Source organism: Conexibacter stalactiti, assembly GCF_033542075.1.
Taxonomy (GTDB): domain Bacteria; phylum Actinomycetota; class Thermoleophilia; order Solirubrobacterales; family Solirubrobacteraceae; genus Conexibacter; species Conexibacter stalactiti.
In genome coordinates, this window is sequence record NZ_JAWSTH010000035.1 from 33,954 (window position 1) to 56,176 (window position 22,223).

Genomic DNA, 22,223 nt, shown 5'->3' on the forward strand with positions numbered 1-22,223 from the left:
TATCTTGCCGGGAATGCTCGGCCTCCCAGACAGCATCAGCGCCTGCCTGTTCGATCTCGACGGCGTGCTGACCCAGACCGCGAGCGTCCACGCCGCCGCATGGAAGAAGATGTTCGACGCCTACCTGCGCGAGCGCGCGCAGCGCGACGGGACTCCGTTCGTCCCGTTCGAGGGGGCCGACTACACCAGATGGGTCGACGGCAAGCCGCGTGAGGCCGGCGTGCGCGACTTCCTCGCCTCACGTGGGATCGAGCTGCCGGAGGGGTCGCCGGACGACGGCCCGGAGGCCGAGACCGTCAACGGCCTCGGCACGCGCAAGAACGCGCTCGTGCTCGACCTGATCGCCAGCGGCGCGGTCGAGCCGTTCGCGGGCTCCGTCGACTACCTGCATGCCGCGCGCGACGCCGGGCTGCGGCGCGCGGTCGTCTCCTCCTCCAACAACTGCAAGGCGGTCGTCGAGGCCGCCCGCATCGACGACATGCTGGAGGCGCGCGTCGACGGCACGACCGCGCGTTCCGAGGGGCTCGCCGGCAAGCCGGCGCCCGACACCTTCCTCGCGGGCGCGAAGGCGCTCGGCGTGGAGCCCGCGCAGGCGGCCGTCTTCGAGGACGCGCTCGCCGGCGTCGCCGCCGGCCGCGCCGGCAGATTTGGATTCGTGGTCGGCGTCGACCGGGCCGGGCAGCGTCAGGCGCTGCTCGACCACGGCGCCGACATCGTCGTCGACGACCTCTCGGAGCTGCTGTGATCCCCGAACCGATCTTCACCGTCGAGCCGTGGTCGATCACCGAGGACCAGCTCCAGCTGGGACTGCTGCCGCACGCCGAGTCGGTCTTCGCGCTCTCCAACGGCCACATCGGGATGCGCGGGAACCTCGACGAGGGGGAGCCGTTCGGTCAGCCGGGCACCTACCTCGCCGGCTTCTACGAGACGCGCCCGCTGCCGTACGCCGAGGCCGGCTACAGCTACCCGGAGGACGGCCAGACGGCCGTCAACGTCACCAACGGCAAGATCATCCGCCTGCTCGTCGACGACGAGCCGTTCGACGTGCGCTACGGCACGCTGCTGAGCCACAGACGCGTGCTCGACCTCAGAGCCGGCACGCTGGAGCGCGTCGTGCGCTGGCGCTCGCCGGCCGGCCGCGAGCTGGAGGTGCGCTCGACGCGCCTCGTCTCGTTCGTCCAGCGCGGGATCGCCGCGATCCGCTACGAGGTCCGTCCGCTCGACGGCGAGACGCGCATCGTCGTGCAGTCGGAGCTGGTCGCCAACGAGCCCGGCCCGGCCGTCAGCAGGGACCCGCGCGCGGCCGCCGCGCTCGCGCATCCGCTCGTGCCCGAGCTGCACGAGGACCACCAGCGCCGCGCCGTGCTCGTCCACCAGACGCGCGCGAGCAAGATCCGCATGGCGGCCGGGATGGACCACGTCGTCGAGGGGCCGGAGGGCACCGTCGTCGACATCGAGAGCCACGACGACCTCGCGCGGCTGACGGTCGCGACCGAGATCGGCGACGGCCAGTCGCTCGTGCTGACGAAGCTGATCGGCTACGGCTGGTCGAGCCGGCGCTCGCTGCCGGCCGTGCGCGACCAGGTCGACGCCGCGCTCTCCTCCGCGGTGCGCAGCGGCTGGGACGGCCTGCTGACCGAGCAGCGCAGGTACCTCGACGAGTTCTGGGACGGCGCCGACGTCGAGATCGACGGCGACGCCGAGCTGCAGCAGGCGATCCGCTTCGCGCTCTTCCACACGCTCCAGGCCGGCGCCCGCACCGAGCGGCGCGCGATCGCGGCGAAGGGGCTGACCGGCACCGGCTACGACGGCCACGCCTTCTGGGACACGGAGACGTTCGTGCTGCCGGTGCTGACGTACACCGCGCCGCACGCGGCCGCCGACGCGCTGCGCTGGCGTCACTCGACGCTGCCGCTGGCGCACGAGCGCGCCTTCCAGCTCGGGCTGGAGGGCGCGGCGTTCCCGTGGCGCACGATCCGCGGCCAGGAGTGCTCGGCCTACTGGCCGGCCGGCACGGCCGCCTTCCACGTCGCCGCCGACGTCGCCGACGCCGTCATCCGCCACGTCGACGTGACCGGCGACCTCGTCTTCGAGCGCGACATCGGGCTGAGACTGCTGGTCGAGACGGCGCGGCTGTGGCGCTCGCTCGGCCACCACGACGTCGAGGGCGACTTCCACATCGACGGCGTCACCGGCCCCGACGAGTACACCGCGATCGTCGACGACAACGTCTACACGAACCTGATGGCGCAGCGGAACCTGCGCGGGGCGGTCGAGGCTGCCGCGCGCCACCCGCGCACGGCAGCCCATCTCGGCGTCGACGACGAGGAGCTGGCCGCCTGGCGCGACGCCGCCAACGCGATGTGCGTGCCGTTCGACGAGCGGCTCGGCGTCCACCAGCAGTCGCAGGGCTTCACGCGCCACGCCGAGTGGGACTTCGCGGGGACCGCGCCGGAGCAGTACCCGCTGCTGCTCAACTTCCCCTACTTCGACCTCTACCGCAAGCAGGTCGTCAAGCAGCCCGACCTCGTGCTCGCGCTCTACAAGCGCGGCGATGCCTTCACCGACGAGCAGAAGGCGCGCGACTTCGCCTACTACGAGCGGCTGACGGTGCGCGACTCGTCGCTGTCGGCCTGCGCGCAGGCGATCGTCGCGGCCGAGGTCGGGCAGCTCGACCTCGCCTACGACTACTTCGGCGAGGCGGCGCTCGTCGACCTCGACGACCTCGCCGGCAACACGAAGGACGGCCTCCACATCGCGTCGCTGGCGGGCTCGTGGCTGGCGGCGGTCGCCGGCTTCGGCGGGCTGCGCGACCACGGCGGCGAGCTGTCGTTCGCGCCGCGGATACCGCACACGCTGCAGCGGCTCGCCTTCCGGCTGACCTTCCGCGGCCGCCGGCTGCGGGTCGAGATCGTCCACGGCTCGGCGACGTACCAGCTGATCGACGGCGCGCCGCTGATCATCCGGCACGACGACGAGACGCTGACGCTGGAACCGGGCACGAGCACGACGCGGCCGTGGTCGCCGCCGCACGTCGGCCCGCGCCCCGAGCAGCCGCCCGGACGCGGTCCCGACAGACGCCGTCCGGGCCGGCGGGGTTAGCCGAGCGCCGCGCGCAGGTCTTCGACGAGGTCGGCCGGCTCCTCGATTCCGCACGAGAGGCGGACGAGGTCGGCCGGCACGGCCGCGTCGGAGCCCTCGACCGACTGGTGGGTCATCGCCTGCGGCACCTCGATCAGCGACTCGACGCCGCCGAGCGACTCGGCCAGCGTGAACAGCCGCGTGCGCTGCGCGATCCCGATCGCGTCCGCGTGGCGGAAGGAGACCATCCCGCTGAAGCCCGGCCAGCGCACGTCGCTGACGCCGGGCGCGGTCTTCAGGAAGTCGGCCACGGCCGCGGCGCTCTCGGCGTGCGCGGCCATCCGCAGCGGCAGCGTGCGCAGACCGCGATGGACGAGGAAGCTGTCGAACGGGCCGGGCACCGAGCCGACCGCGTTCTGGACGAAGCGCATCCCCTCGTAGAGCGCGTCGTCCTTCGCGATCACGGCGCCGCCGACGACGTCGGAGTGGCCGCCGAGGTACTTCGTCGTGGAGTGCACGACGGCGTCGGCGCCCAGCTCCAGCGGCCGCTGGTTGACGGGCGTCGCGAAGGTGTTGTCGACCACGACGAGCGGGCGCGCGGAGCCGACCGCGGACGCCCGCTCGACCACGCCGCGGATGTCGACGACGTTCAGCAGCGGGTTGGTCGGCGTCTCGACCCAGACGACGCGCGTGCGCGGCTCGATCGCCGCCGCGAGCGCGTCGAGGTCGGTCTGGTCGACCAGCGTGTAGCGCAGGCCCCACTGCACCATCACCTTGTCGACCAGGCGGAACGTGCCGCCGTAGAGGTCGGCCGGCAGCACGACGTGATCGCCGGTTCTGGCGACGTGCACGAGCAGCGCGTGCGCGGCCGCGAGCCCGCTGGAGAAGGCGACCGCTCTGCCGCCTTCCAGCTCGCCGAGCGCCTCCTCCAGCGCGAAGCGCGTCGGGTTGGCGGAGCGGGCGTAGTCGTAGTCGCCGACGAACTCGCCGACCGCCGACTGGCGGTACGTCGAGGTCTGGTGGATCGCCGGGATGACCGAGCCGTAGGTCGGGTCCGGTCTGAGGCCGGCGTGGACGGCGCGCGTGCGGAACGAGGTCATCTGGCCAGCGATTCCAGCAGGTCCGTCCGCGTCACGATGCCCGCGGGCGCACCATCCTGCGTGACGAGCAGCGCCTGCCGCTCGCCGGTCAGGAGCGTGACGGCGTCGCGCACCGGGTCGTTGGCGGAGACCGCCGGCAGCGGCGGCTCCATCACGTGCACGATCTGCGCCGTCAGCAGCGACGGGTCGCCGACGGCATGCGCGAGCAGGCCGCGCTCGCCGACCGAGCCGACGATCGCGCTCGGATCGGTCGCGGAGACGACCGGCAGCTGCGAGACGCCGTGCTCATGCAGCAGTGAGACGGCGTCGCGGACCGGCTGGTGGGTGTGGACGGTGACCAGCGGCGGCAGCGCGGGGCCGTGGCCGTGCGCGTCGTCGCGCTTGGCGCGCAGCACGTCGCCGACGCGCAGGTCGGTGCCGCGGTCGAGGAAGCCGTGCTCGGTCATCCAGGTGTCGTTGAAGACCTTGCTGAGGTAGCTGCGGCCGCCGTCGGGCAGCACGACGACGACGAGCGCCTGCGGGTCGTCGATCCCCTGCGCGACCTCGACGGCCGCCTGCAGCGCGGTGCCGGCCGAGCCGCCCGCGAGGATCCCTTCCGTCTGCGCGAGCTTGCGCGCGGCGAGGAAGGAGTCTCTGTCGCTGACCTTGACGTAGCGGTCGACGACGGTGCGGTCGAAGGTCTCCGGCCAGAAGTCCTCGCCGACGCCCTCGACCAGGTACGGCCGCACCTCGTCGCCCGGTCCGGCCGAGTAGATCGAGCCCTCCGGGTCGGCGCCGATCACCTCGATCGCGGGGTTCATGCGGCGCAGGTAGCGGGCCGTGCCGGTGATCGTGCCGCCGGTGCCGACACCGGCGACGAGATGGGTGATCCTGCCGCCGCTCTGCTCCCAGATCTCCGGCCCGGTCGACGCCTCGTGCGCGTCCGGGTTGGCCTGGTTGAAGTACTGGTTGGGCTGGAAGGCGCCGGGGATCTCCTCGGCGAGGCGGTCGGCGACGCGGTAGTAGGAGCGCGGATCGTCGGGCGCGACGTCGGTCGGCGCGATCACGACCTCGGCGCCGTACGCCCGCAGCAGGTCGATCTTCTCGCGCGACATCTTGTCCGGCATCACCGCGATCACGCGGTAGCCCTTCACGCGCGCGGCGATCGCGAGGCCGGTGCCGGTGTTGCCGGAGGTCGGCTCGACGATCGTGCCGCCGGGCTGGAGCGACCCGTCGCGTTCGGCGGCCTCGATCAGCTTGACGGCGACGCGGTCCTTGATCGAGCCGCCCGGGTTGAGCGCCTCCACCTTCGCCACGAGCTGCGGCGTCAGGCCGGCGCCGAAGCGCGACAGACGCACGAGCGGGGTGTGGCCGATCGCGTCGAGGATCGAGTCGGCGATGACGGGTCCTGTGCTTGTGCTGGGAACGCTCATCATAGGTTCGACTGTAGCCACTGTTCGGCGATCTGTTTGGAATGGCGAATAATCCTGTCAGGATTCGCACTTATGCCGAATGATCTGCGGTTCAGACGGTAGGGTTGGGCAGTGCTGCCGAACGCCTCGCCGACCCCGCCCCACGCGCTCGACCCGATCGACCGCCGCATCGTCGAGCTGCTCGCCGCCGATGCGCGGCTGCCGAACGCGCGCCTCGCCGACGCCGTCGGGATCGCGCCGTCGACCTGCCTGATGCGCGTCCGCGGCCTGATCGAGCGCGGCGTGATCCGCGGCTTCCACGCCGAGATCGACCCGGCCGCGCTCGGACGGCCGCTGCAGGCGCTGATCGCGGTGCGGCTGTCGGTCCACTCGCGCGAGCAGATCGAGGGCTTCACCGCGCACGTGCGCGCGCTGCCGCAGTTGCTGTCGCTGTTCCACATGACCGGCGGCGACGACTACCTGCTGTGGGTCGCCGCCGCCGACCCGCACGACCTGCGCGAGTTCGTCGTCGAGCACCTCGCCAGCCACCCGTCGGTCGCGCACGCGGAGACCAACCTGATCTACGAGGTCGTGCGCGGGACCGGCGTGTTCTAGGCGGCGCCCGGTCTGCGACGCCAGCTGCCGAGCACCAGCAGTGTGCGCGTGCTGACCACGCCGTCGCTGTGGCGCAGCGTGTTGATCGCGCGCCGCAGCCCCTCGGCGTCGGCGACGACCAGCCGCACGAGCGCGTCGGGGTCGCCGGCGACCGTGAACGCCTCCTGCGCCTCCGGCATCGTCGCCGCCAGCTCGAGCACCGCCGCGATGTCGGCGTCGCCTCTGACGCGCACCTCCGCGAACGCCTCGACGCCGCGGCCGAGCTTCGACTCGTTGACGAGCGCGGTGTAGCCGGCGATCACGCCCTGCCGTTCCAGGCGCGCGATGCGGCGGCCGACCGGCGCCGGCGAGAGGTTGACCTCGCGCGCCAGGTCGGCGACCGAACGGCGCGCGTCGGCGCGCAGCAGCTCGAGCAGTGCGAGATCGACGTCATCGACGGAAACCGTGCCGGCCATCCGGCCAATCTAGCTCGAATCGAGCGCACTTCGGCCTCGATCGTGCGTGATCGTTGCGCCGCGATGGCGCGCAGAGCGAGATTCGCCCCATGACCTCTGCGCTCAGCCTCCCCGACCGCGAGCAGGCGCTCGCGCATGCCGCCTCCCTGATCCTCGACAGCTGGCGCACCTTCGACCACGCTCGCCCCGGCCAGCCGCTGCTCGACGCGCGCCACCGCGCGCTGCTGACGGGACCGCTGCCGGCCGACGGCAGCGACGCGCGCGCCGCCCTGACGCTCGCCGCCGAGGTGCTCGACGCGTCGATCTCACAGCCGCGCCCGCGCTACCTCGCCTACGTCGGCTCCTCGGGGCTTGAGATCGGCGTGCTCGGCGACGCGCTCGCCGCCGCGCACGACATCAACGTCGCCGTCGCGGCCGGCGGCGCCGACCTGTTCGAGCGCCAGGCGATCCGCTGGGTCGCCGAGTTCACCGGCTTCGGCACCCCGGCCGACGGCATGCTCGCGGCCGGCGGCACGATCTCGAACCTGACCGCGCTCGCCGCCGCGCGCGAGCGGGCGCTGCCCGGCTTCCGCCACAGCGGCGGCGACGGCCGCCGGATGGCGCTCTACTGCTCCGCCGACGCGCACTACTCGGTGCGGCGCGCGGCCGAGGTGCTGGCGATCGGCGGCCGCCAGGTGCGGGCGCTGCCGGTCGACGAGGAGCGGCGCCTGCGGCCCGACGCGCTGGCGGCGGCGATCGCCGCGGACGTGCGCGCGGGGATCGTCCCGGTCGCGGTCGTCGCGACCGGCGGCACGACGCTGACCGGCGCGGTCGACGCGCTGGAGCCGATCGCCGCCGTCTGCGCCGAGCACGGCGTCTGGCTGCACGTCGACGGCGCCTACGGGCTGCCGGCCGCCGCGACCGCGAGCGCCGGCGCGCTGTTCGCGGGTCTGGAGCGGGCCGACTCGGCGACCGTCGACGCGCACAAGTGGCTGGCGGTGCCGAAGGCGTGCAGCGTGCTGCTCGTGCGCGACGGCGCGACGCTGGAGCGCACCTTCTCCCATCACGAGAGCTACATCCCGCACGGCGAGCTGGCCGAGCTGCACCCGGTCGATCGCACGCTCGAGTACTCGCGCCCGCTGCGCGCGCTGAAGCTGTGGCTCGCCTTCACCGTCCACGGCGCCGACGCCTTCCGCGTGGCGATCGAGCGCAACCTCGCGCAGGCGCGTACGCTCGCGCGGCTGCTGTCAGAGCACCCGCGTTTCGAGCTGCTGCACGAGCCGCAGCTGTCGGCCGTCTGCTTCCGCCACGTGAGCTGCCCCGACGCCGCCGCGACGGCCGCGCTCGTGCGCGCGATCGAGCGCGACGGCCGGATCCTGCTCGCCGCCGCCGAGCTGGACGGCCGCTCGTGCCTGCGCGCCTGCTTCGTCAACCACCGCACGACCGACGAGGACGTGGAGGCTGTGGTGGAGGTGGTCGACGAGGTGGCGGGTGGGTTGGTCGGCGGTGCGAGCGCGGGCGCGGCGGACGCACGCGGCGCGGACGCGGGCGCCGCGCGTTAGATCCGCGCCAGCCGCGCGACCGCCTCGTCGATCACCTGCGGCCGCTTGCAGAAGGCGAAGCGGACGAGCGTCGGCGCGGTCGCGGGATCGGCGTGGAAGGCGCTCGCGGGGATCGCGACGATGCCGGCGCGGGCGGGCAGCTCGCGGCACCAGGCGGCGGCGTCGGCGACGCCGAGCGGGGCGGCGTCGGCATTGATGAAGTACGTGCCCTCGCTGTGCGCGACGGCGAAGCCGGCCGCTCGGAGGCCGGCGGCGAGGCGGTCGCGGTTGGCCTGCAGGCGGGCGGCGAGCGGGGCGGTGTGGCGCTCGGCGTCGTCGAGCCCGCGCGCGACCGCGTGCTGCAGCGGCGTGCCGCCGGCGAAGGTGAGGAACTGCTTCGCCGCGCGCGCCGCCGCGACCAGCTCCGGCGGGCCGCTGCACCAGCCGATCTTCCAGCCGGTGAATGAGAAGGCCTTGCCGGCGCTGGAGATTGTCAGCGTGCGATCGGCCATCCCCGGCAGGGTCGCGAGCGGGATGTGCTCGGCGCCGTCGAAGACGAGGTGCTCGTAGACCTCGTCGGTGATCGCGATCAGGTCGTGCTCGACGCAGATGCGCGCGACCCCCTCCAGCTCGGTGCGGCTCAGCACGCGGCCGGTCGGGTTGTGCGGCGAGTTGAGCAGGAGGACGCGGGCCTCTTGACGCGCACCGGCCGCGCCGACGCCGCGCACCGCCGCCTCCAGCGCGCCGAGGTCGAGCGCGAACGCCGGCGCCCGCAGCGTGACGCGTCGCAGCTCCCCGCCGGCGAGCGCGACCGCGGCGCCGTAGGAGTCGTAGGTCGGATCCAGCGCGACGACCGCCTCGCCCGGCTCCAGCAGTCCCAGCAACGCCGCCGCAATCGCCTCCGTCGCGCCGAAGGTCACCTGCACCCCGTCATCGGGGTCGACCTCCAGTCCATAGCGCCGCCGCTGATGGCCAGCGATCGCGACCCGCAGCTCCGGCACGCCGCCCAGCGGCGCGTACTGGTTGTGCCCGCTCCGCAGCGCCTCCGCGGCGGCCTCGACCAGCTCTGCCGGCCCATCCTCGTCGGGGAAGCCCTGCCCGAGGTTGATCGCGCCGGTCCGCTGCGCCAGCGCCGACATCTCGGTGAAGATCGTGGTGCCGAACGGACGCAGCCGGCGCGCGACGGGGACGCTCATGCGGCGGGACGGTAGCGGAGCGGGAAGTCCCATATCGAGACTGTTGAGATCTCGTGGATCGCCTGCGAGGCTCATTCGACGATGAGCGAGCGCCCGAGAACAGCGACGGCGAACACAGCGCTTCGCGCTACCGCCAACGAAGTGGCGGCGGAGACGCCGGACCTCCTCGCACTGATCGACGCTCATCTCGCCACCGCGCAACCGCATCCGGCCGGGACCACCGACCGCCTGCTCGCCCAGGATCGAAGCCGTGGCGTCTGATGAACGGGATCTACCTGGATACCTCTGCCCTCGGGCGAGTGCTGCTCGACGAACCTGACGCCGCCCTCATCCGCGAGCAGATCGCGGTGCACGTACCGCGCTGGTCGAGCGAGCTGATCGTCGTCGAGCTGCGGCGACTGGCGGCGCGCGAGCGGCTCCTCACGGCCGCCGAGCGCCTGCTCAGCGGCGTGCAGTTGCTTCCCGTTGGTTCTGCTTCCCTACTGCGTGCATCACGGATCGAGCCGGTGACGGTTCGCTCGCTCGACGCGATTCATCTCGATGCCGCGGTCCGGCTCAGGAAGCGAGGCTCGATCACCGCCGTGATGACGTACGACCGTCAGCTCCAGGCCGGCTGTTCTCATCACGAGCTTTCTGTGCTTGCGCCAGCGGCAGCCTGACCCCTACCCCCGCCCCGTCGGCAGCACCGCGATCACGTCGACGGTCGTGTCGGCTCGGGCGGCGCGCGCGAGGTCGGTGGCAGTCGCGCGGGCGAGCAGCGGGAGCGTGCGGCCGGCGGCGCTGGCGCGCGCGACGGCGTTGACGACGAAGCTCGTGCGCTGGCCGCGCGCGAGGCGCGGGACGTCGCGGCAGAGCCGACCGCCGATCCGTCTCGCACCGGGCGCCGAGCGCACGAGCAGACCGGCCGGCGGGCGGTGGCAGACGCGCACGTGGCGGGCGCCGCGCGGCGCGCCGCCGATCGCGCTGACGCGATAGCGCACGTGGTCGCCGACGGTCACGCGCGGCGGCGAGCTGATCGCGGCGCGCAACGCCGGGGTCGGCGCGCGCACGACGAGGCCGGCGGCGTCGGCGTTGTTGGAGGTGTTGCGATCGGGCGTCGTGGAAGAGACGTAGACGACGCTCTCGAGCGTCCCGACGCGCAGCACCCGCGCGCGCACGACGATCGTGCGCGACTCGCCCGCCGCGAGCGTGCCGAGCTGGCAGCGGACCGGGCGCACGTCGTTGCATCTCGCGGTCCCGTTCGAGGCTCTGACCGACAGCACGCGCGCGATCCGGTTCGGCCGCTGCGGGTCGACCTGCGGCAGCTCGCGCGCGACGACGCCGGCGGCCGCCTGCGGCCCGTTGTTGACGACGCGTACGCGCAGCGTCGTCGTCCCGCCGACGAGCAGCCGTCGCGGCGCGATCGTCTCGGTGATCGCGACGTCGGCCGAGGTCGGCGTGTCGACGGCCAGTGACAGGCCCGGCCCGCGGCCGCTGTCGTTCACGTCGGGCGGCAGCGTCGGCTGGACCGGCGGGGTGACCGGCGGCAGGACGGGCTCGACCGGCGGCTCAACGGGCGGCGGCACCGTCGGATCCGCGCTGTAGTCGTTGCCGACGACGACCTCCTCGCGGTTCTCCTCGGTGATCGTGACCGGGTTGCGACTGGTCGAGACGACCGCGCCGCGCGGATCGGGCTCGGTCACCACGTAGCGGGTCCCCTGCGGCAGCTCGCCGATCGTCACCGAGCCGGGCGCGATCGAGCCGGGCACGACGAGCAGCCGGCTCTGGCCGTCGCCGAGCGCGATCCTCCTCTCGTGGCCGTTGTCGCCGCTGACCGTGATGCTCCAGCGGCCGCCCGGCGGCGTGCCGTCGCCGGTCACGCGCTTGGTGATGAAGATCTCGCCGACGCAGCCGTCCGACGGCGACGTTCTCGCCGTCAGCGTCGTGCGGCCGGCGTGCACGTCGATCACGTGCGGCTGGTCGCCGTCCTCGACCTCGAACCACGTGTCCTTCAGCGCCGGCGCGGTGAAGGCGCCCTGTTGCGCGCTCAGCCGGTCCGCCCACGTCACGTCGACGTCGGCGAGGCCGCTGTTGCGCAGCAGCATCTCCACCTGACCGGTGACCGGGTCGACGCACTCGGCCAGCAGCGTCAGGTCGTCGGCCGGGTCGGGCTCGGGCGGCGGCAGGCAGCCGTCGAACGGACGCAGGAAGAAGGTCGCCTGGTCGTCGACGTTCGCCGCCACGACCGAGCCGTAGATCTGGGTGCTGCCAGACAGTCTCGCGTCGGCGTTCGGCGCGATGATCGAGCCCTGCCAGGTGATCCCCGGGCCAATCTGGAGCGATCTCGCGTCGGCGAAGTTCCACAGCAGCTTGCGCCGGATCTGGTCGAGGTCGGTGCCGTCCTCACCGCCGACCTGGACGTAGTCGGAGCCGTTCCACAGCTCGACGCTGACGCTCGGCAGCGTCGCCGAGGAGTAGGCGTCGCCGGTCACGTCGATCAGCGTCGTCGAGCCGGCCGGGACTCTGACCTGGATCCGCTGGGCCTGGTGGAGGTCGGCCGCCGAGATGCGGAAGACGTTGCGCTCGGGATCGCTCCCGACGAACTGCAGCTGGCCGTAGGTCGGGCCGCTGATCGTGCCGTTGGCCGGCAGCTGCGTCCACGCCCGCGACGCCTCCGCCTCGCTGGCGTAGATCCCCGCCAGGTCGGCCGCCGGCGCCGCTCTCTCGATCGTCCCGTTCGGCGCCAGCAGCTGACCGGTCAGCGTCGTGCCATAGCTGGCGCTGCCGCCGGCGACCGTCGTGCCGTTGGCGGTGATCGAGCCGCCGGCGATCAGGTCGAAGCGGTCGGGGTTGGGCTCCAGGGCGGTCCCGACGCGCATCTGCTCGACCGAGACGTCGCCGGCAGCGACGACGCGGCCGGCGACCTCGTGGTTGATGCCGACGTAGTCGCCGATCGTGAAGACGGAGACGTTGCGGTCGGCGAGCGTCGGCGCGCAGGCGCCGCGGACGAATCTGACGCTCTGGCCGCCCGACTGGGCGGTCACGACGGCGGCGGTGGCGAGCAGCGCGACGAGCGCCGCGGCGGCGATGGCGATCCGGAACGCCTTCATCCGGCGGTTCTTCCCGACCGTGTTCCGCGCCAGTCACCGAGGGGAAGAACCGCTTTCATGGCCGACACGGGGGAGCGGGGCGGAGCGCGCGACGAAAGCCGCCGTTCGCTGCTGCTCGACGCCCACGAGTTCCTCCGCAGAGGCACGCTCGACGCCGACGCATGGTCGCTGCTGATCGGCCGCGACCGCCGCTGGGAGCACAGCTACCGCGAGCGCTGGGCGCACGACAAGGTCGTGCGCTCGACCCACGGCGTCAACTGCACCGGCTCCTGCTCCTGGAACGTCTACGTGAAGGAGGGGATCATCACGTGGGAGAACCAGGCGACCGACTACCCCTCGACCGGGCCCGACATGCCCGACCACGAGCCGCGCGGCTGCCCCCGCGGCGCCTCCTTCTCCTGGTACACGTACTCGCCGCTGCGGCTCAAGCACCCGCTCGTGCGCGGCTCCCTGCTGGAGGCGTACCGCGCCGCGAAGGAGGCCGGCCGCGACCCCGTCGAGGCGTGGGCGTCGATCCAGGCCGACGCGGAGCTGCGCGCCACCTACCAGCGCCAGCGCGGCAAGGGCGGCTTCGTGCGCGCCACGTGGGAGGAGTCGGCCGAGCTGATCGCCGCCGCGCACGTCCACACGATCGCGGAGCACGGCCCCGACCGGATCGTCGGCTTCACGCCGCTGCCGGCGATGTCGCCGGTCTCGTTCGCCTCCGGCAGCCGCTTCGTCTCGCTGCTGGGCGGCTCGATGGTGAGCTTCTACGACTGGTACGCCGACCTGCCGCCGGCCTCGCCGCAGACCTTCGGCGACCAGACCGACGTGCCCGAGTCAGCCGACTGGTGGAACAGCAGCTACCTGATCGTGTGGGGGACCAACATCCCGATCACGCGCACGCCCGACGCCCACTTCATGACCGAGGCGCGCTACAAGGGCCAGAAGGTCGTCGTCGTCTCGCCCGACTACAGCGACCACACGACCTTCGCCGACGACTGGCTGCCGGCGCAGCCGGGCACCGACGGCGCGCTCGCGATGGCGATGGGTCACGTCGTGCTGAGAGAGTTCTGGGTCGACCGCGAGACGCCCGCCTTCGCCGACTACGCGAAGCGCTTCACCGACCTGCCGCTGCTCGTCACGCTCGATGCGCGCGACGACGGCACCTACCTCCCCAGCCGCTTCCTCTGCGCCGACGACCTCGGCGACGACGACGCGCACGCCGCCTGGAAGCCAGCGCTGATCGACGCGAACACGGGCGCGGCCGCGATCCCCAACGGCGCCGCCGGCTTCCGCTACGGCGCCGGCGGCGAGGGCCGCTGGAACCTGAAGCTGGAGGGGATCGACCCGCTGCTGAGCGTCCACGCGACGCGCGACGACGCGGTGCTCGTGCAGCTCGCGCGCTTCGACGTCGGCGAGCAGGGCGGACCGTCCGACGGCGGCAGCGCGATGCGCCGCGGCGTCCCGGTCAAGCGGATCGGGGACCAGCTCGTGACGACCGTGCTCGACCTGCTGCTCGCCAACTACGGCGTCGCGCGCGCGGGCCTGCCCGGCGACTGGCCGCGCGACTACGACGACGCCGAGACGCCGTACACGCCGGCCTGGCAGGAGGCGATCACCTCCGTCGACCGCCACGCCGCCGCGAAGGTCGCGCGCGAGTTCGCGCGCAACGCAGAGCTGAACGACGGCCGCTCGATGATCGCGATGGGCGCCGGCACCAACCACTGGTTTCACTCCGACCAGACCTATCGCTCGTTCCTGACGCTGCTGCTCGCCTGCGGCTGCGTCGGGCGCAACGGCGGCGGCTGGGCTCACTACGTCGGGCAGGAGAAGATCCGCACCTTCGTCGGCTGGCAACAGCTCGCGATGGGGCTCGACTGGCAGCGACCGGCGCGGCTGGCGCAGGGCACCTCGTTCTTCTACACCGCCGTCGACCAGTGGCGCTACGAGCGGCTGCGCCCGGCCGACTTCGCCTCGCCGCTCGGCACGGGCCGCTTCGACGGGCTGCACACGCTCGACACGTACGCGCAGGCGGTGCGGATGGGCTGGCTGCCGGCCGCGCCGACGCTCGACCGCAACCCGCTCGACCTCGCCGACGAGGCGCGCGCCGCGGTCGCGGCCGGCACGGCCGCCGACCCCGCCGCGCACGTGGTGCAGGAGCTGCGCGCGAGACGACTCGGCTTCGCCGTCGACGACCCCGACGCGCCGCGCAACTGGCCGCGGGTCATGAGCGTCTGGCGCTCCAACATCCTCGGCTCCTCGGCGAAGGGCCACGAGTACTTCCTGCGCCACCTGCTCGGCGTCACCGACGACACCGTCACCGCGAACGAGAACGGCCCCGAGCAGCGGCCGAGAACCGTCGTCTGGCACGACGAGGCGCCGCGCGGCAAGCTCGACCTGCTCGTCAACGTCGACTTCCGCATGACCTCGACGGCGCTGCATGCCGACGTCGTGCTGCCCGCCGCCACCTGGTACGAGAAGCACGACCTGTCGATGACCGACATGCACCCGTTCGTGCACTCGTTCAACCCGGCGATCGCGCCGCCGTGGGAGGCGCGCACCGACTGGGACGCGTGGGGCGCCGTCGTGCGCGCCTTCGAGCCGCTCGCGCAGCGGCACCTCGGCGTCCGCCACGACCTCGTCGCGCTGCCGATCCAGCACGACACGCCGGGCGAGCTGGCGCAGCCGCACGGGCGCGTGCGCGACTGGGCGGCCGGCGAGTGCGAGCCGCTGCCGGGCGTGACGATGCCCGCGTTCACCGTCGTCGAACGTGACTACGGCGCGCTCGCGGCGAAGTGGGCGGCGCTCGGGCCGCTGGTGGAGACGGCCGGCTGCGCGGTCAAGGGCGCGTCGTGGAGAGCCGGCGAGGAGGTCGAGTGGCTGCGGCGCCAGAACGGGCCGCCCCACCGCGACGGCGTCGCCGCGAACCGGCCACGGCTGGACCGCGACGTCGAGGTCGCCGAGACGATGCTCGCGCTCTCGGGCGTCTCCAACGGACGGCTCGCGCTGGAGGGGTTCAGATCGCTCGAACCGCGCACGGGGCTGAGACTCGCGGACCTCGCCGAGGCGACCGCGGAGGCGCGGATCGTCTTCGCCGACACGCAGACGCAGCCGCGCGCGGTCACGACCTCTCCGGAGTGGTCGGGGATCGACGCGAAGAACCGCCGCTACAGCGCCTTCACGATCAACACCGAGCGCGCGAAGCCGTGGCACACGTTCAGCGGCCGCATGCACCTCTACCAGGACCACGAGTGGATGCTGGAGCTGGGCGAGGCGCTGCCGGCCTACCGGCCGCCGCTCAACTTCGGCGGGCAGATCGACGCCGGCGAGCCGCTCGCCGCCAACGGCGAGCGCGAGCTGACGCTGAAGTACCTGACGCCGCACTCGAAGTGGTCGATCCACTCCGAGTTCCAGGACAACCTGCACATGCTCACGCTCTTCCGCGGCGGGCCGGTGCTGTGGCTCGCCCGCGAGGACGCCGGGGCGCTGGAGATCTCCGACGACGACTGGGTCGAGGCGTACAACCGCAACGGGATCGTCGCCTGCCGCGCCGTCGTCTCGCACCGGCTGCCGCAGGGCACCTGCATGCTCTACCACGCGAAGGACCGCCACGTGAACACGCCGCGGACCGAGCTGCGCGGCAACCGCGGCGGGACCGAGAACTCGCTGACGCGGATCACGATGAAGCCGACGCACCTGATCGGCGGTTACGCCCACCTCTCGTGGGGCTTCAACTACTACGGCCCGACCGGCTCCAACCGCGATGAATTGACGGTCGTGCGCAAGCGGCGCGCGCCGGTGGAGTTCTAGGGCGATGCACGTCAAGGCACAGGTCGCGATGGTGATGAACCTCGACAAGTGCATCGGCTGCCACACCTGCTCGGTCACGTGCAAGCAGGTCTGGACCAACCGCCCGGGGACGGAGTACGTCTGGTTCAACAACGTCGAGACGAAGCCGGGCGCCGGCTACCCGCGCCAATGGTCCGATCAGGAGCGCTGGAACGGCGGCTGGACGCTCGACCGCCGCGGGCGCCTGAAGCTCAAGGCCGGCGGCCAGGTGAAGAAGCTGCTGGGGATCTTCGCGAACCCCGACATGCCGCAGATCGACGACTACTACGAGCCGTGGAGCTACGACTTCCGCACGTTGATCGACGCGCCGCTGAGCGACGCCGACCCGGTCGCGACGCCCCGCTCGCAGCTGACCGGCGACAGACTCGCGCCGAGATGGGGGCCGAACTGGGACGACGGCCTCGCCGGCGCCGACGCCGCCACCGATCCGCAGCTCGCCACGATGCAGGAGCAGGTGCGGATGCAGTACGAGGAGGCGTTCTACTTCTTCCTGCCGCGCATCTGCGAGCACTGCATGAACCCGTCGTGCGTCGCCTCGTGCCCGTCGGGCGCGATGTACAAGCGCGAGGAGGACGGGATCGTGCTCGTCGACCAGGAGCGCTGCCGCGGCTGGCGCTACTGCGTCTCCGGCTGCCCGTACAAGAAGGTCTACTTCAACCACGGCACCGGCAAGGCCGAGAAGTGCACGCTCTGTTACCCGCGCATCGAGCAGGGCCAGCCGACCGTCTGCTCGGAGACCTGCGTCGGGCGGATCCGCTACCTCGGCCTCGTGCTCTACGACGCCGATCGCGTGCAGGAGGCGGCGTCGGTGCCCGACGAGCGCGAGCTGCTGCACGCGCAGCGCTCGATCATGCTCGACCCCGACGACCCTTCGGTGCGGGAGCAGGCGCGCCGCGACGGGATCCCCGACGACTGGCTGGAGGCGGCGTCGCGCTCGCCGGTCTACACCCTCGCGGTCCGCTACGGCGTCGCGCTGCCGCTCCATCCCGAGTACCGCACGCTGCCGATGGTCTGGTACGTGCCGCCGCTGTCGCCGATCGTCTCGACGCTGGAGCACGACGGCTACGAGGCCGACCCCGACGACGTCTTCCCCGCGATCGACCACATGCGGATCCCGGTCGAGTACATCGCGGGACTGCTGAGCGCGGGGGACACCGGCGTCGTGCGCGACGTGCTCCACCGCCTCGCCGCGATGCGCGCCTACATGCGCAAGCGCGAGGTGCTCGGCGTCGAGGAGCCTGCGATCGCGAGCGCAGTCGGCCTGGAGGGGAGCGACCTGGAGACGCTCTACCGCCTGCTCGCGATCGCCAAGTACCACGACCGCTACGTGATCCCGCTCGCGCACACCGAGCTGGCCGAGCGGCTGACCGAGCAGCAGGGCTCGTGCGGGCTCGACTTCGCCGGCGGTCCGGGCTCGTGCGGGGCGAGCGGCGGCGGCCCGCGTGAGGACCCCGAGCAGACGCCGATCGACAGCTTCATGTTGAACGTGACGCAGGTGCGGGGCAGCGGTGGGGAGGCCGCGCCGTGAGCCGCGTCGCGCGCTTGCGCGGGCGCGGTCCGGAGCCGCGCGCCTTCGCGGTCGCCTCGTGGCTGCTGCGCTATCCCGACGCGCGTCTGCTCGCCGGCCGCGACGAGCTGGCCGACGCCGCCGCGCGGCTGCGCCACCGCCGCGTGCGCGAGCCGTTGGCGCGCTTCGCCGCCGCCTTCGCCGCCGCGCCCGACGGCCGCGCGTTGCAGGAGCGCTGGATCGAGACGTTCGAGGTGAGACGGCGCACCGGCCTCTATCTGACGTACTTCAGCCACGGCGACACGCGCGAGCGGGGCGTCGCGCTGCTGCGGCTGCGCAAGCTCTACCGCGCTGCCGGGCTTCCGATGGAGAGCGGCGAGCTGCCCGACTTCCTGCCCGTGATGCTGGAGTTCGCCGGCAGCGCGCCCGACGGCTATGGGGAGGCGCTGCTGCGCGAGCACCGCGCCGGGCTCGAGCTGCTGCGGATCGCGCTGCGCGACGCCGAGAGCCCGTATGCGGACGTCGTCGACGCCGTCGCGATCGCGCTCGGCGCGCCCGACGAGGGTGCGGTCGCACGCGTCGAGAAGCTGCTGCGAGAAGGTCCGCCGCAGGAGCGCGTGGGGGTCGAGCTGCCGGGGGCGGCGTGAGCGACGGCGCCGGGATCTTCTGGTGGGTGATCCTGCCCTACCTCGCGATCGCGACCTTCGTCGTCGGCCACGTCTGGCGCTACAGAGCCGACCAGTTCGGCTGGACGGCGCGCTCGACGCAGCTGTTCGAGCGCAGACTGCTGGGGATCGGCGCGCCGCTGTTCCACTACGGCGCGCTCGCCGCGATCGCCGGTCACGTGATCGGGATACTGATCCCGGAGTCGTTCACCGAGTCGCTCGGGATCTCGGAGACGACCTACAAGGACTTCTCGACCGGTGCCGGCACGCTCGCGGCGCTGGCGACGGTGATCGGCTTCGCGCTGCTGCTCTACCGCCGCGCGACCGTCAAGCGCGTGCGCGTGACGACGACGCGCGTCGACATGCTGACGTACGGGCTGCTGACCGCGCTGATCGTGCTCGGCTCCTTCCAGACGATCGGGATCAACCTGATCGGCGGCGGCTACAACTACCGCGAGGACGTCGCGCCGTGGTTCCGCGGCGTGCTGCGGCTCAACCCCGACCCGGAGCTGATGCGCGGCGTCGACGCCAGCTATCAGGTGCACGCCGTGCTGGCGTGGGGGCTCTACATGCTGTGGCCGTTCAGCCGCCTCGTGCACGTCTGGTCGGCGCCGGTCCAGTACCTCGGGCGGCCGCCGATCCTCTACCGCAGCCGGCTCGGCGGCACGCTGCCGGGCGCCGGCCTCGCGGCGCCGATCGCGGCGCGGCCGCTGCATCGCGCCGGCCCGCTCGCGCGCCCTTTGCGGCGGGTGCTGGAGGCGCTGCCGCCGGCCTCCGGCGGCGCGGTGATGGGGACGGCGATCGTCTCCGTCGCGCTCGCGCTCGACGGCCGCGACGGGCTCTCAGAGGCGCTGATGTGGATCGGGCTGGGGATCTGGGCCGTGCTGGCGCTGCTGCTGCTCGCGCGCTTCCTCGTGCACCGCGCGCGCTTCCTCGCCGAGGCCGCACTGCCGGCGTCGCTGACCGGGGTCGCCGGGACCGGCGTGCTCGGCGCGCGGCTGACGCTCTACGGCTGGTCGTGGGCGGGGATCGTCGCGCTCGTGATCGCCGCGCTCTTCCTGCTGGCGCTGCTGCCGACCGTGCTCGGCGCTTGGAGACGGCCGACCGTCGGCGCCAGCTTCCTGCTGACCGTCTCGACCCAGTCGATCGCGGTGCTGAGCGCGACGCTCGCCGTCAGCGAGCAGCGCAAGGGGCTCGCCGCGCTCGCGCTCGTGCTGCTGATCGTCGGGATCGCCTTCTACCTGTGGGTGCTGCACGACTTCGACATGCGCCAGCTGCTGACGGGCAAGGGCGACCACTGGATCGCGGGCGGCGCCGTCGCGATCAGCGCGCTCGCCGCCGGCAGAGTCGTGCAGGCGATCGACGCGACCGGCGCGCTGAGCGACCTGCGCGAGCTGCTCGCCGGGCTCGCCGTCGCGCTGATCGTCGTCGAGCTGATCTGGCTGCCGCTGCTGGTCGGCGGCGAGCTGCTGCGACCGCGGCTGCAGTTCAGCGCGCTGCGCTGGGCGACCGTCTTCCCCGTCGGCATGTACGCCGCCTCCAGCTTCACCGTCGGCGCCGCCGACGACCACGGCTGGATGACCGACTTCGCGCAGGCGTGGGTGTGGGTCGCGCTCGCCGTCTGGGCCGTGGTCGCCGCCGGCACGATCGTGCGCGGCGTCGCGATCGCGGGGACGCGGCGGAGCGCCGTCGCCGTCGCGCCGCCGGGCGCGGCGACGTAACGCCGCGCCATTCCCCTACGCGGACGCCGCCGGTCGCGCCGCCGAGTCGGTGACGTCGACCGCTCTGCGCATCAGCGCGCGGATCGCGCCCGCGCCGCCGACCGGCCCGCCTTCGATCAGTCCGTCAGGCGCGATCAGCACGGCGCTCGGGGTTCCGGCGACGCCGTAGGCGTCGCCGGCGGCACCATCGTCGCCGCGGCCGACGACCGCGACCGTCAGCACCTCGTCCAGCTCGCGCTGCCACGCCGCGACCTCCGGCGCCAGCGCTCTGCACGGCCCGCACGTCGGATCGGAGAAGACGAGCAGCAGCGGCAGGTCGCGGCGCAGCAGGTCACCGAGCGGCATCGGCTCGCCGGCGAGGTCGGTCAACGGCACGTCGGGCACGGCGCGCGGGGCGGGCCGGACCACCGCGAGCGGGGCGGGCGCGGCGTTGCCGCCGAGCAGCCCTTCGAGCAGCTCCCCTGCGCCGACCTCGTCGCCGCCGCGCAGCTCTTCGAGCCGGTCGATCCGCTCCAGCATGCGGCCGTTCTGGCGCAGCAGCTCGAGCGCGAACCAGCTGCCGGCGCCGAACAGCGCGATCAGGGCGGCGCCCGCCGCAAGCCCGCCGAGCGCGGCGCCCGACAGCTCGCCGAGCCAGCCGGTCAGCGACGGCGCGCCGCCGCTGCCGGTGGCGAGACCGTCGACCGCGACGAGCGCTGCCAGCCCCGCCAGCAGGCCGTTGCGCACGAGCGTCGCGCGGCCGGCCGGCGCCGAATGCAGCTGGCCGAAGCAGTGACAGTCGGGCGCGCTGCCGGCGCGCAGCGCGCGCACGATCAGCGCGACGAAGGCGAGCAGCAGCGCCAGTGCCGCCAGCGCCGCCCACGGCGCGCTCGCCAGCGGCACGAGCGCGCCGGCGATCGCCAGCTCGGCGAGCGGCAGCGCCAGCGCGAGCGGCCCGGCGAGCCGCGGTGGGAGGCCGAAACCGCGCGCGGCCTCGCGCGCGCCGTCGCGATCGGCGAGCTTCGCCGTGCCGGCGACGGCGAAGACGGCGACGAGCAGCGCCCGCGCGACGGTCAGGATCGTGGTCATCTCGTCAGCTCCGTCGTCAGATCGGCTTGCATGAGGTGAAGCCGTCCGGGTGGCCGTAACAGGTCGTCCCAGGCGGGCAGCAGACGGCTCTGTCGGGCGACTGACGCGTGCGGAAGCAGCACTCCTGCTCGGCGCCGCAGGCCTGGCCCTCGCAGCAGTGCTCGCCGGGGCCGAGGCATTCGCCGTTGCAGGGCTGCTGGCCGCGCGGGCACTTCTTCTCGCAGACGCCGTTGCGGCAGGTGTGCGTCTTCGGGTTGCAGCATTGCGTGCCGCACGTGATCTCGGGTCTCTTGCACCCGATGCATTGGCCGCCGATGCAGCGCTGGTGCGACGCGCAGACGTTGCCGCAGGCGCCGCAGTTCTGCATGTCGACTCTCGTGTCCTTGCACTCGCCCAGGCAGCAGGCCTGACCGGGCGGGCAGACGTGGCCGCAGGTGCCGCAGTTGCGCGGGTCGGTGAGCAGGTCGGCGTCGCATCTCTCGCACGCGAAGCAGCCGGTCTCCTGCGCCGCCTCCCACGCCGCGCGTCCGCCGGAGGCGACCGCGAAGTGGTAGAGCGCTGCCACCTTGTTGCAGGCGATCCGCAGCCCGCGCGAGATCTCGTCGTTGCCGGGATGGGCCTTCGCGCACGCCTTCAGCGCGTCATCGAGGAAGGCGGCGTCGCAGGCGACCTGGTCGCTGCCGCAGCCGCCGTAGCAGCAGTCGTGCGCCTGGCAGGAGCTGAAGAAGTCGGCGATGAAGAGCGGCCGGTCGGGGACCGGGTCGGTTCTGCCGAAGACCGGCAGTCTGATGCCCGACTCCGGGCCGCAGCCGTTGAAGGTCGACGGGAGCCCTGACTCGATCGCGGGCGCGGCGCCTCTTCTCCAGCGGCCGGGCGTGAGACCGGGCGGGCAGGTGCCGCGCGGCCGCGTCGGGCAGATGCCGCGCGTCTTCGCGGCGGGTGCGGCGGCCGGCCAGGCGGCGGCCGGCAGCGCCGCCGCGGCGG

General features: G+C 73.1%; 16 protein-coding genes and 1 pseudogene. 10 read left to right on the forward strand and 7 right to left on the reverse strand.

The genetic code is table 11. The features are described 5' to 3' along the window. Nucleotides 1–13 precede the first annotated feature (13 nt). Nucleotides 14–745, forward strand: a complete 732-nt coding sequence (locus R7226_RS14500; RefSeq protein ID WP_318597891.1) for an HAD family hydrolase — start codon at nt 14–16, stop codon at nt 743–745. Next, on the forward strand, nt 742–3,102 hold the full coding sequence (locus tag R7226_RS14505; protein WP_318597892.1) for a glycoside hydrolase family 65 protein: 2,361 nt from the start codon (nt 742–744) through the stop codon (nt 3,100–3,102). The genes R7226_RS14500 and R7226_RS14505 overlap by 4 nt, the downstream gene beginning before the upstream one ends. On the opposite strand, the gene R7226_RS14510 is transcribed toward R7226_RS14505, so the two are convergent. Both R7226_RS14510 and R7226_RS14515 read right to left on the reverse strand, forming a co-directional pair. After that, nucleotides 3,099–4,181 carry an aminotransferase class I/II-fold pyridoxal phosphate-dependent enzyme gene (locus R7226_RS14510; protein WP_318597893.1) on the reverse strand — a complete coding sequence of 361 codons (1,083 nt, stop codon included), beginning with the start codon at nt 4,179–4,181 and terminating at the stop codon, nt 3,099–3,101. The genes R7226_RS14505 and R7226_RS14510 overlap by 4 nt on opposite strands. After that, nucleotides 4,178–5,593: a cystathionine beta-synthase gene (locus R7226_RS14515; RefSeq protein ID WP_318597894.1), complete on the reverse strand. Its 1,416-nt coding sequence runs from the start codon at nt 5,591–5,593 to the stop codon at nt 4,178–4,180. The genes R7226_RS14510 and R7226_RS14515 overlap by 4 nt, the downstream gene beginning before the upstream one ends. Nucleotides 5,594–5,704: 111 nt before the next feature. Here R7226_RS14515 and R7226_RS14520 point away from each other — a divergent pair, with 111 nt between their 5' ends. Further along, a complete protein-coding gene (locus tag R7226_RS14520; RefSeq protein WP_318597895.1) occupies nt 5,705–6,187 on the forward strand; it encodes an Lrp/AsnC family transcriptional regulator in 483 nt (160 codons plus the stop codon). Here the strand turns inward: R7226_RS14520 and R7226_RS14525 are convergent. Then, nucleotides 6,184–6,642, reverse strand: coding sequence for an Lrp/AsnC family transcriptional regulator (locus R7226_RS14525; RefSeq protein WP_318597896.1), 459 nt, complete (start codon nt 6,640–6,642; stop codon nt 6,184–6,186). The two genes, R7226_RS14520 and R7226_RS14525, sit on opposite strands and share 4 nt — an antisense overlap. Before the next feature lie 89 nt (nt 6,643–6,731). Between R7226_RS14525 and R7226_RS14530 the strand changes: the two genes are divergently transcribed. Further along, entirely contained in the window at nt 6,732–8,183 is a 1,452-nt protein-coding gene (locus tag R7226_RS14530; protein WP_318597897.1) for a pyridoxal phosphate-dependent decarboxylase family protein, read from the forward strand. Here the strand turns inward: R7226_RS14530 and R7226_RS14535 are convergent. Then, the gene (locus tag R7226_RS14535) at nt 8,180–9,358 is read right to left on the reverse strand and encodes an aminotransferase class I/II-fold pyridoxal phosphate-dependent enzyme (protein WP_318597898.1); all 1,179 of its coding nucleotides are present in this window, start codon (nt 9,356–9,358) and stop codon (nt 8,180–8,182) included. The two genes, R7226_RS14530 and R7226_RS14535, sit on opposite strands and share 4 nt — an antisense overlap. Nucleotides 9,359–9,439: 81 nt before the next feature. Here R7226_RS14535 and R7226_RS14540 point away from each other — a divergent pair, with 81 nt between their 5' ends. Further along, on the forward strand, nt 9,440–9,619 hold the full coding sequence (locus R7226_RS14540) for a hypothetical protein (RefSeq protein ID WP_318597899.1): 180 nt from the start codon (nt 9,440–9,442) through the stop codon (nt 9,617–9,619). Continuing rightward, on the forward strand, nt 9,619–10,017 hold the full coding sequence (locus tag R7226_RS14545; RefSeq protein WP_318597900.1) for a PIN domain-containing protein: 399 nt from the start codon (nt 9,619–9,621) through the stop codon (nt 10,015–10,017). The genes R7226_RS14540 and R7226_RS14545 overlap by 1 nt, the downstream gene beginning before the upstream one ends. A gap of 3 nt (nt 10,018–10,020) precedes the next feature. Here the strand turns inward: R7226_RS14545 and R7226_RS14550 are convergent, their stop codons facing one another. Beyond that, nucleotides 10,021–12,447 carry a choice-of-anchor A family protein gene (locus R7226_RS14550; RefSeq protein WP_318597901.1) on the reverse strand — a complete coding sequence of 809 codons (2,427 nt, stop codon included), beginning with the start codon at nt 12,445–12,447 and terminating at the stop codon, nt 10,021–10,023. 57 nt (nt 12,448–12,504) lie between these two features. Here R7226_RS14550 and R7226_RS14555 point away from each other — a divergent pair, with 57 nt between their 5' ends. Genes R7226_RS14555 through narI form a run of 4 tightly spaced genes read left to right on the forward strand, consistent with a single transcriptional unit; the run spans nt 12,505 to nt 20,171 of the window. After that, entirely contained in the window at nt 12,505–16,239 is a 3,735-nt protein-coding gene (locus tag R7226_RS14555) for a nitrate reductase subunit alpha (RefSeq protein WP_318597902.1), read from the forward strand. Nucleotides 16,240–16,243: 4 nt separating this feature from the next. After that, nucleotides 16,244–17,806, forward strand: a complete 1,563-nt coding sequence (gene narH / locus R7226_RS14560; protein WP_318597903.1) for a nitrate reductase subunit beta — start codon at nt 16,244–16,246, stop codon at nt 17,804–17,806. Beyond that, nucleotides 17,803–18,432: a nitrate reductase molybdenum cofactor assembly chaperone gene (gene narJ, locus R7226_RS14565; RefSeq protein ID WP_318597904.1), complete on the forward strand. Its 630-nt coding sequence runs from the start codon at nt 17,803–17,805 to the stop codon at nt 18,430–18,432. The genes narH and narJ overlap by 4 nt, the downstream gene beginning before the upstream one ends. Next, entirely contained in the window at nt 18,429–20,171 is a 1,743-nt protein-coding gene (gene narI / locus R7226_RS14570; RefSeq protein ID WP_318597905.1) for a respiratory nitrate reductase subunit gamma, read from the forward strand. Before narJ ends, narI begins: the two co-directional genes overlap by 4 nt. A 15-nt stretch (nt 20,172–20,186) precedes the next feature. On the opposite strand, the gene R7226_RS14575 is transcribed toward narI, so the two are convergent. Further along, nucleotides 20,187–21,239, reverse strand: a complete 1,053-nt coding sequence (locus R7226_RS14575; RefSeq protein ID WP_318597906.1) for a TlpA family protein disulfide reductase — start codon at nt 21,237–21,239, stop codon at nt 20,187–20,189. Between the two features lie 16 nt (nt 21,240–21,255). Further along, nucleotides 21,256–22,223 (reverse strand): annotated as a pseudogene (locus tag R7226_RS14580) (hypothetical protein); the annotation flags it as partial.

What these genes read in the sequence shown, in the direction of transcription:
- R7226_RS14525 (WP_318597896.1), bottom strand. Translation starts at nt 6,642, where the DNA reads ATGGCCGGCACGGTTTCCGTCGATGACGTCGATCTCGCACTGCTCGAG.
- R7226_RS14500 (WP_318597891.1), top strand. Translation starts at nt 14, where the DNA reads ATGCTCGGCCTCCCAGACAGCATCAGCGCCTGCCTGTTCGATCTCGAC.
- R7226_RS14555 (WP_318597902.1), top strand. Translation starts at nt 12,505, where the DNA reads ATGGCCGACACGGGGGAGCGGGGCGGAGCGCGCGACGAAAGCCGCCGT.
- R7226_RS14545 (WP_318597900.1), top strand. Translation starts at nt 9,619, where the DNA reads ATGAACGGGATCTACCTGGATACCTCTGCCCTCGGGCGAGTGCTGCTC.
- narH (WP_318597903.1), top strand. Translation starts at nt 16,244, where the DNA reads ATGCACGTCAAGGCACAGGTCGCGATGGTGATGAACCTCGACAAGTGC.
- R7226_RS14510 (WP_318597893.1), bottom strand. Translation starts at nt 4,181, where the DNA reads ATGACCTCGTTCCGCACGCGCGCCGTCCACGCCGGCCTCAGACCGGAC.
- R7226_RS14550 (WP_318597901.1), bottom strand. Translation starts at nt 12,447, where the DNA reads ATGAAGGCGTTCCGGATCGCCATCGCCGCCGCGGCGCTCGTCGCGCTG.
- R7226_RS14530 (WP_318597897.1), top strand. Translation starts at nt 6,732, where the DNA reads ATGACCTCTGCGCTCAGCCTCCCCGACCGCGAGCAGGCGCTCGCGCAT.
- R7226_RS14535 (WP_318597898.1), bottom strand. Translation starts at nt 9,358, where the DNA reads ATGAGCGTCCCCGTCGCGCGCCGGCTGCGTCCGTTCGGCACCACGATC.
- R7226_RS14515 (WP_318597894.1), bottom strand. Translation starts at nt 5,593, where the DNA reads ATGAGCGTTCCCAGCACAAGCACAGGACCCGTCATCGCCGACTCGATC.
- R7226_RS14575 (WP_318597906.1), bottom strand. Translation starts at nt 21,239, where the DNA reads ATGACCACGATCCTGACCGTCGCGCGGGCGCTGCTCGTCGCCGTCTTC.
- R7226_RS14540 (WP_318597899.1), top strand. Translation starts at nt 9,440, where the DNA reads ATGAGCGAGCGCCCGAGAACAGCGACGGCGAACACAGCGCTTCGCGCT.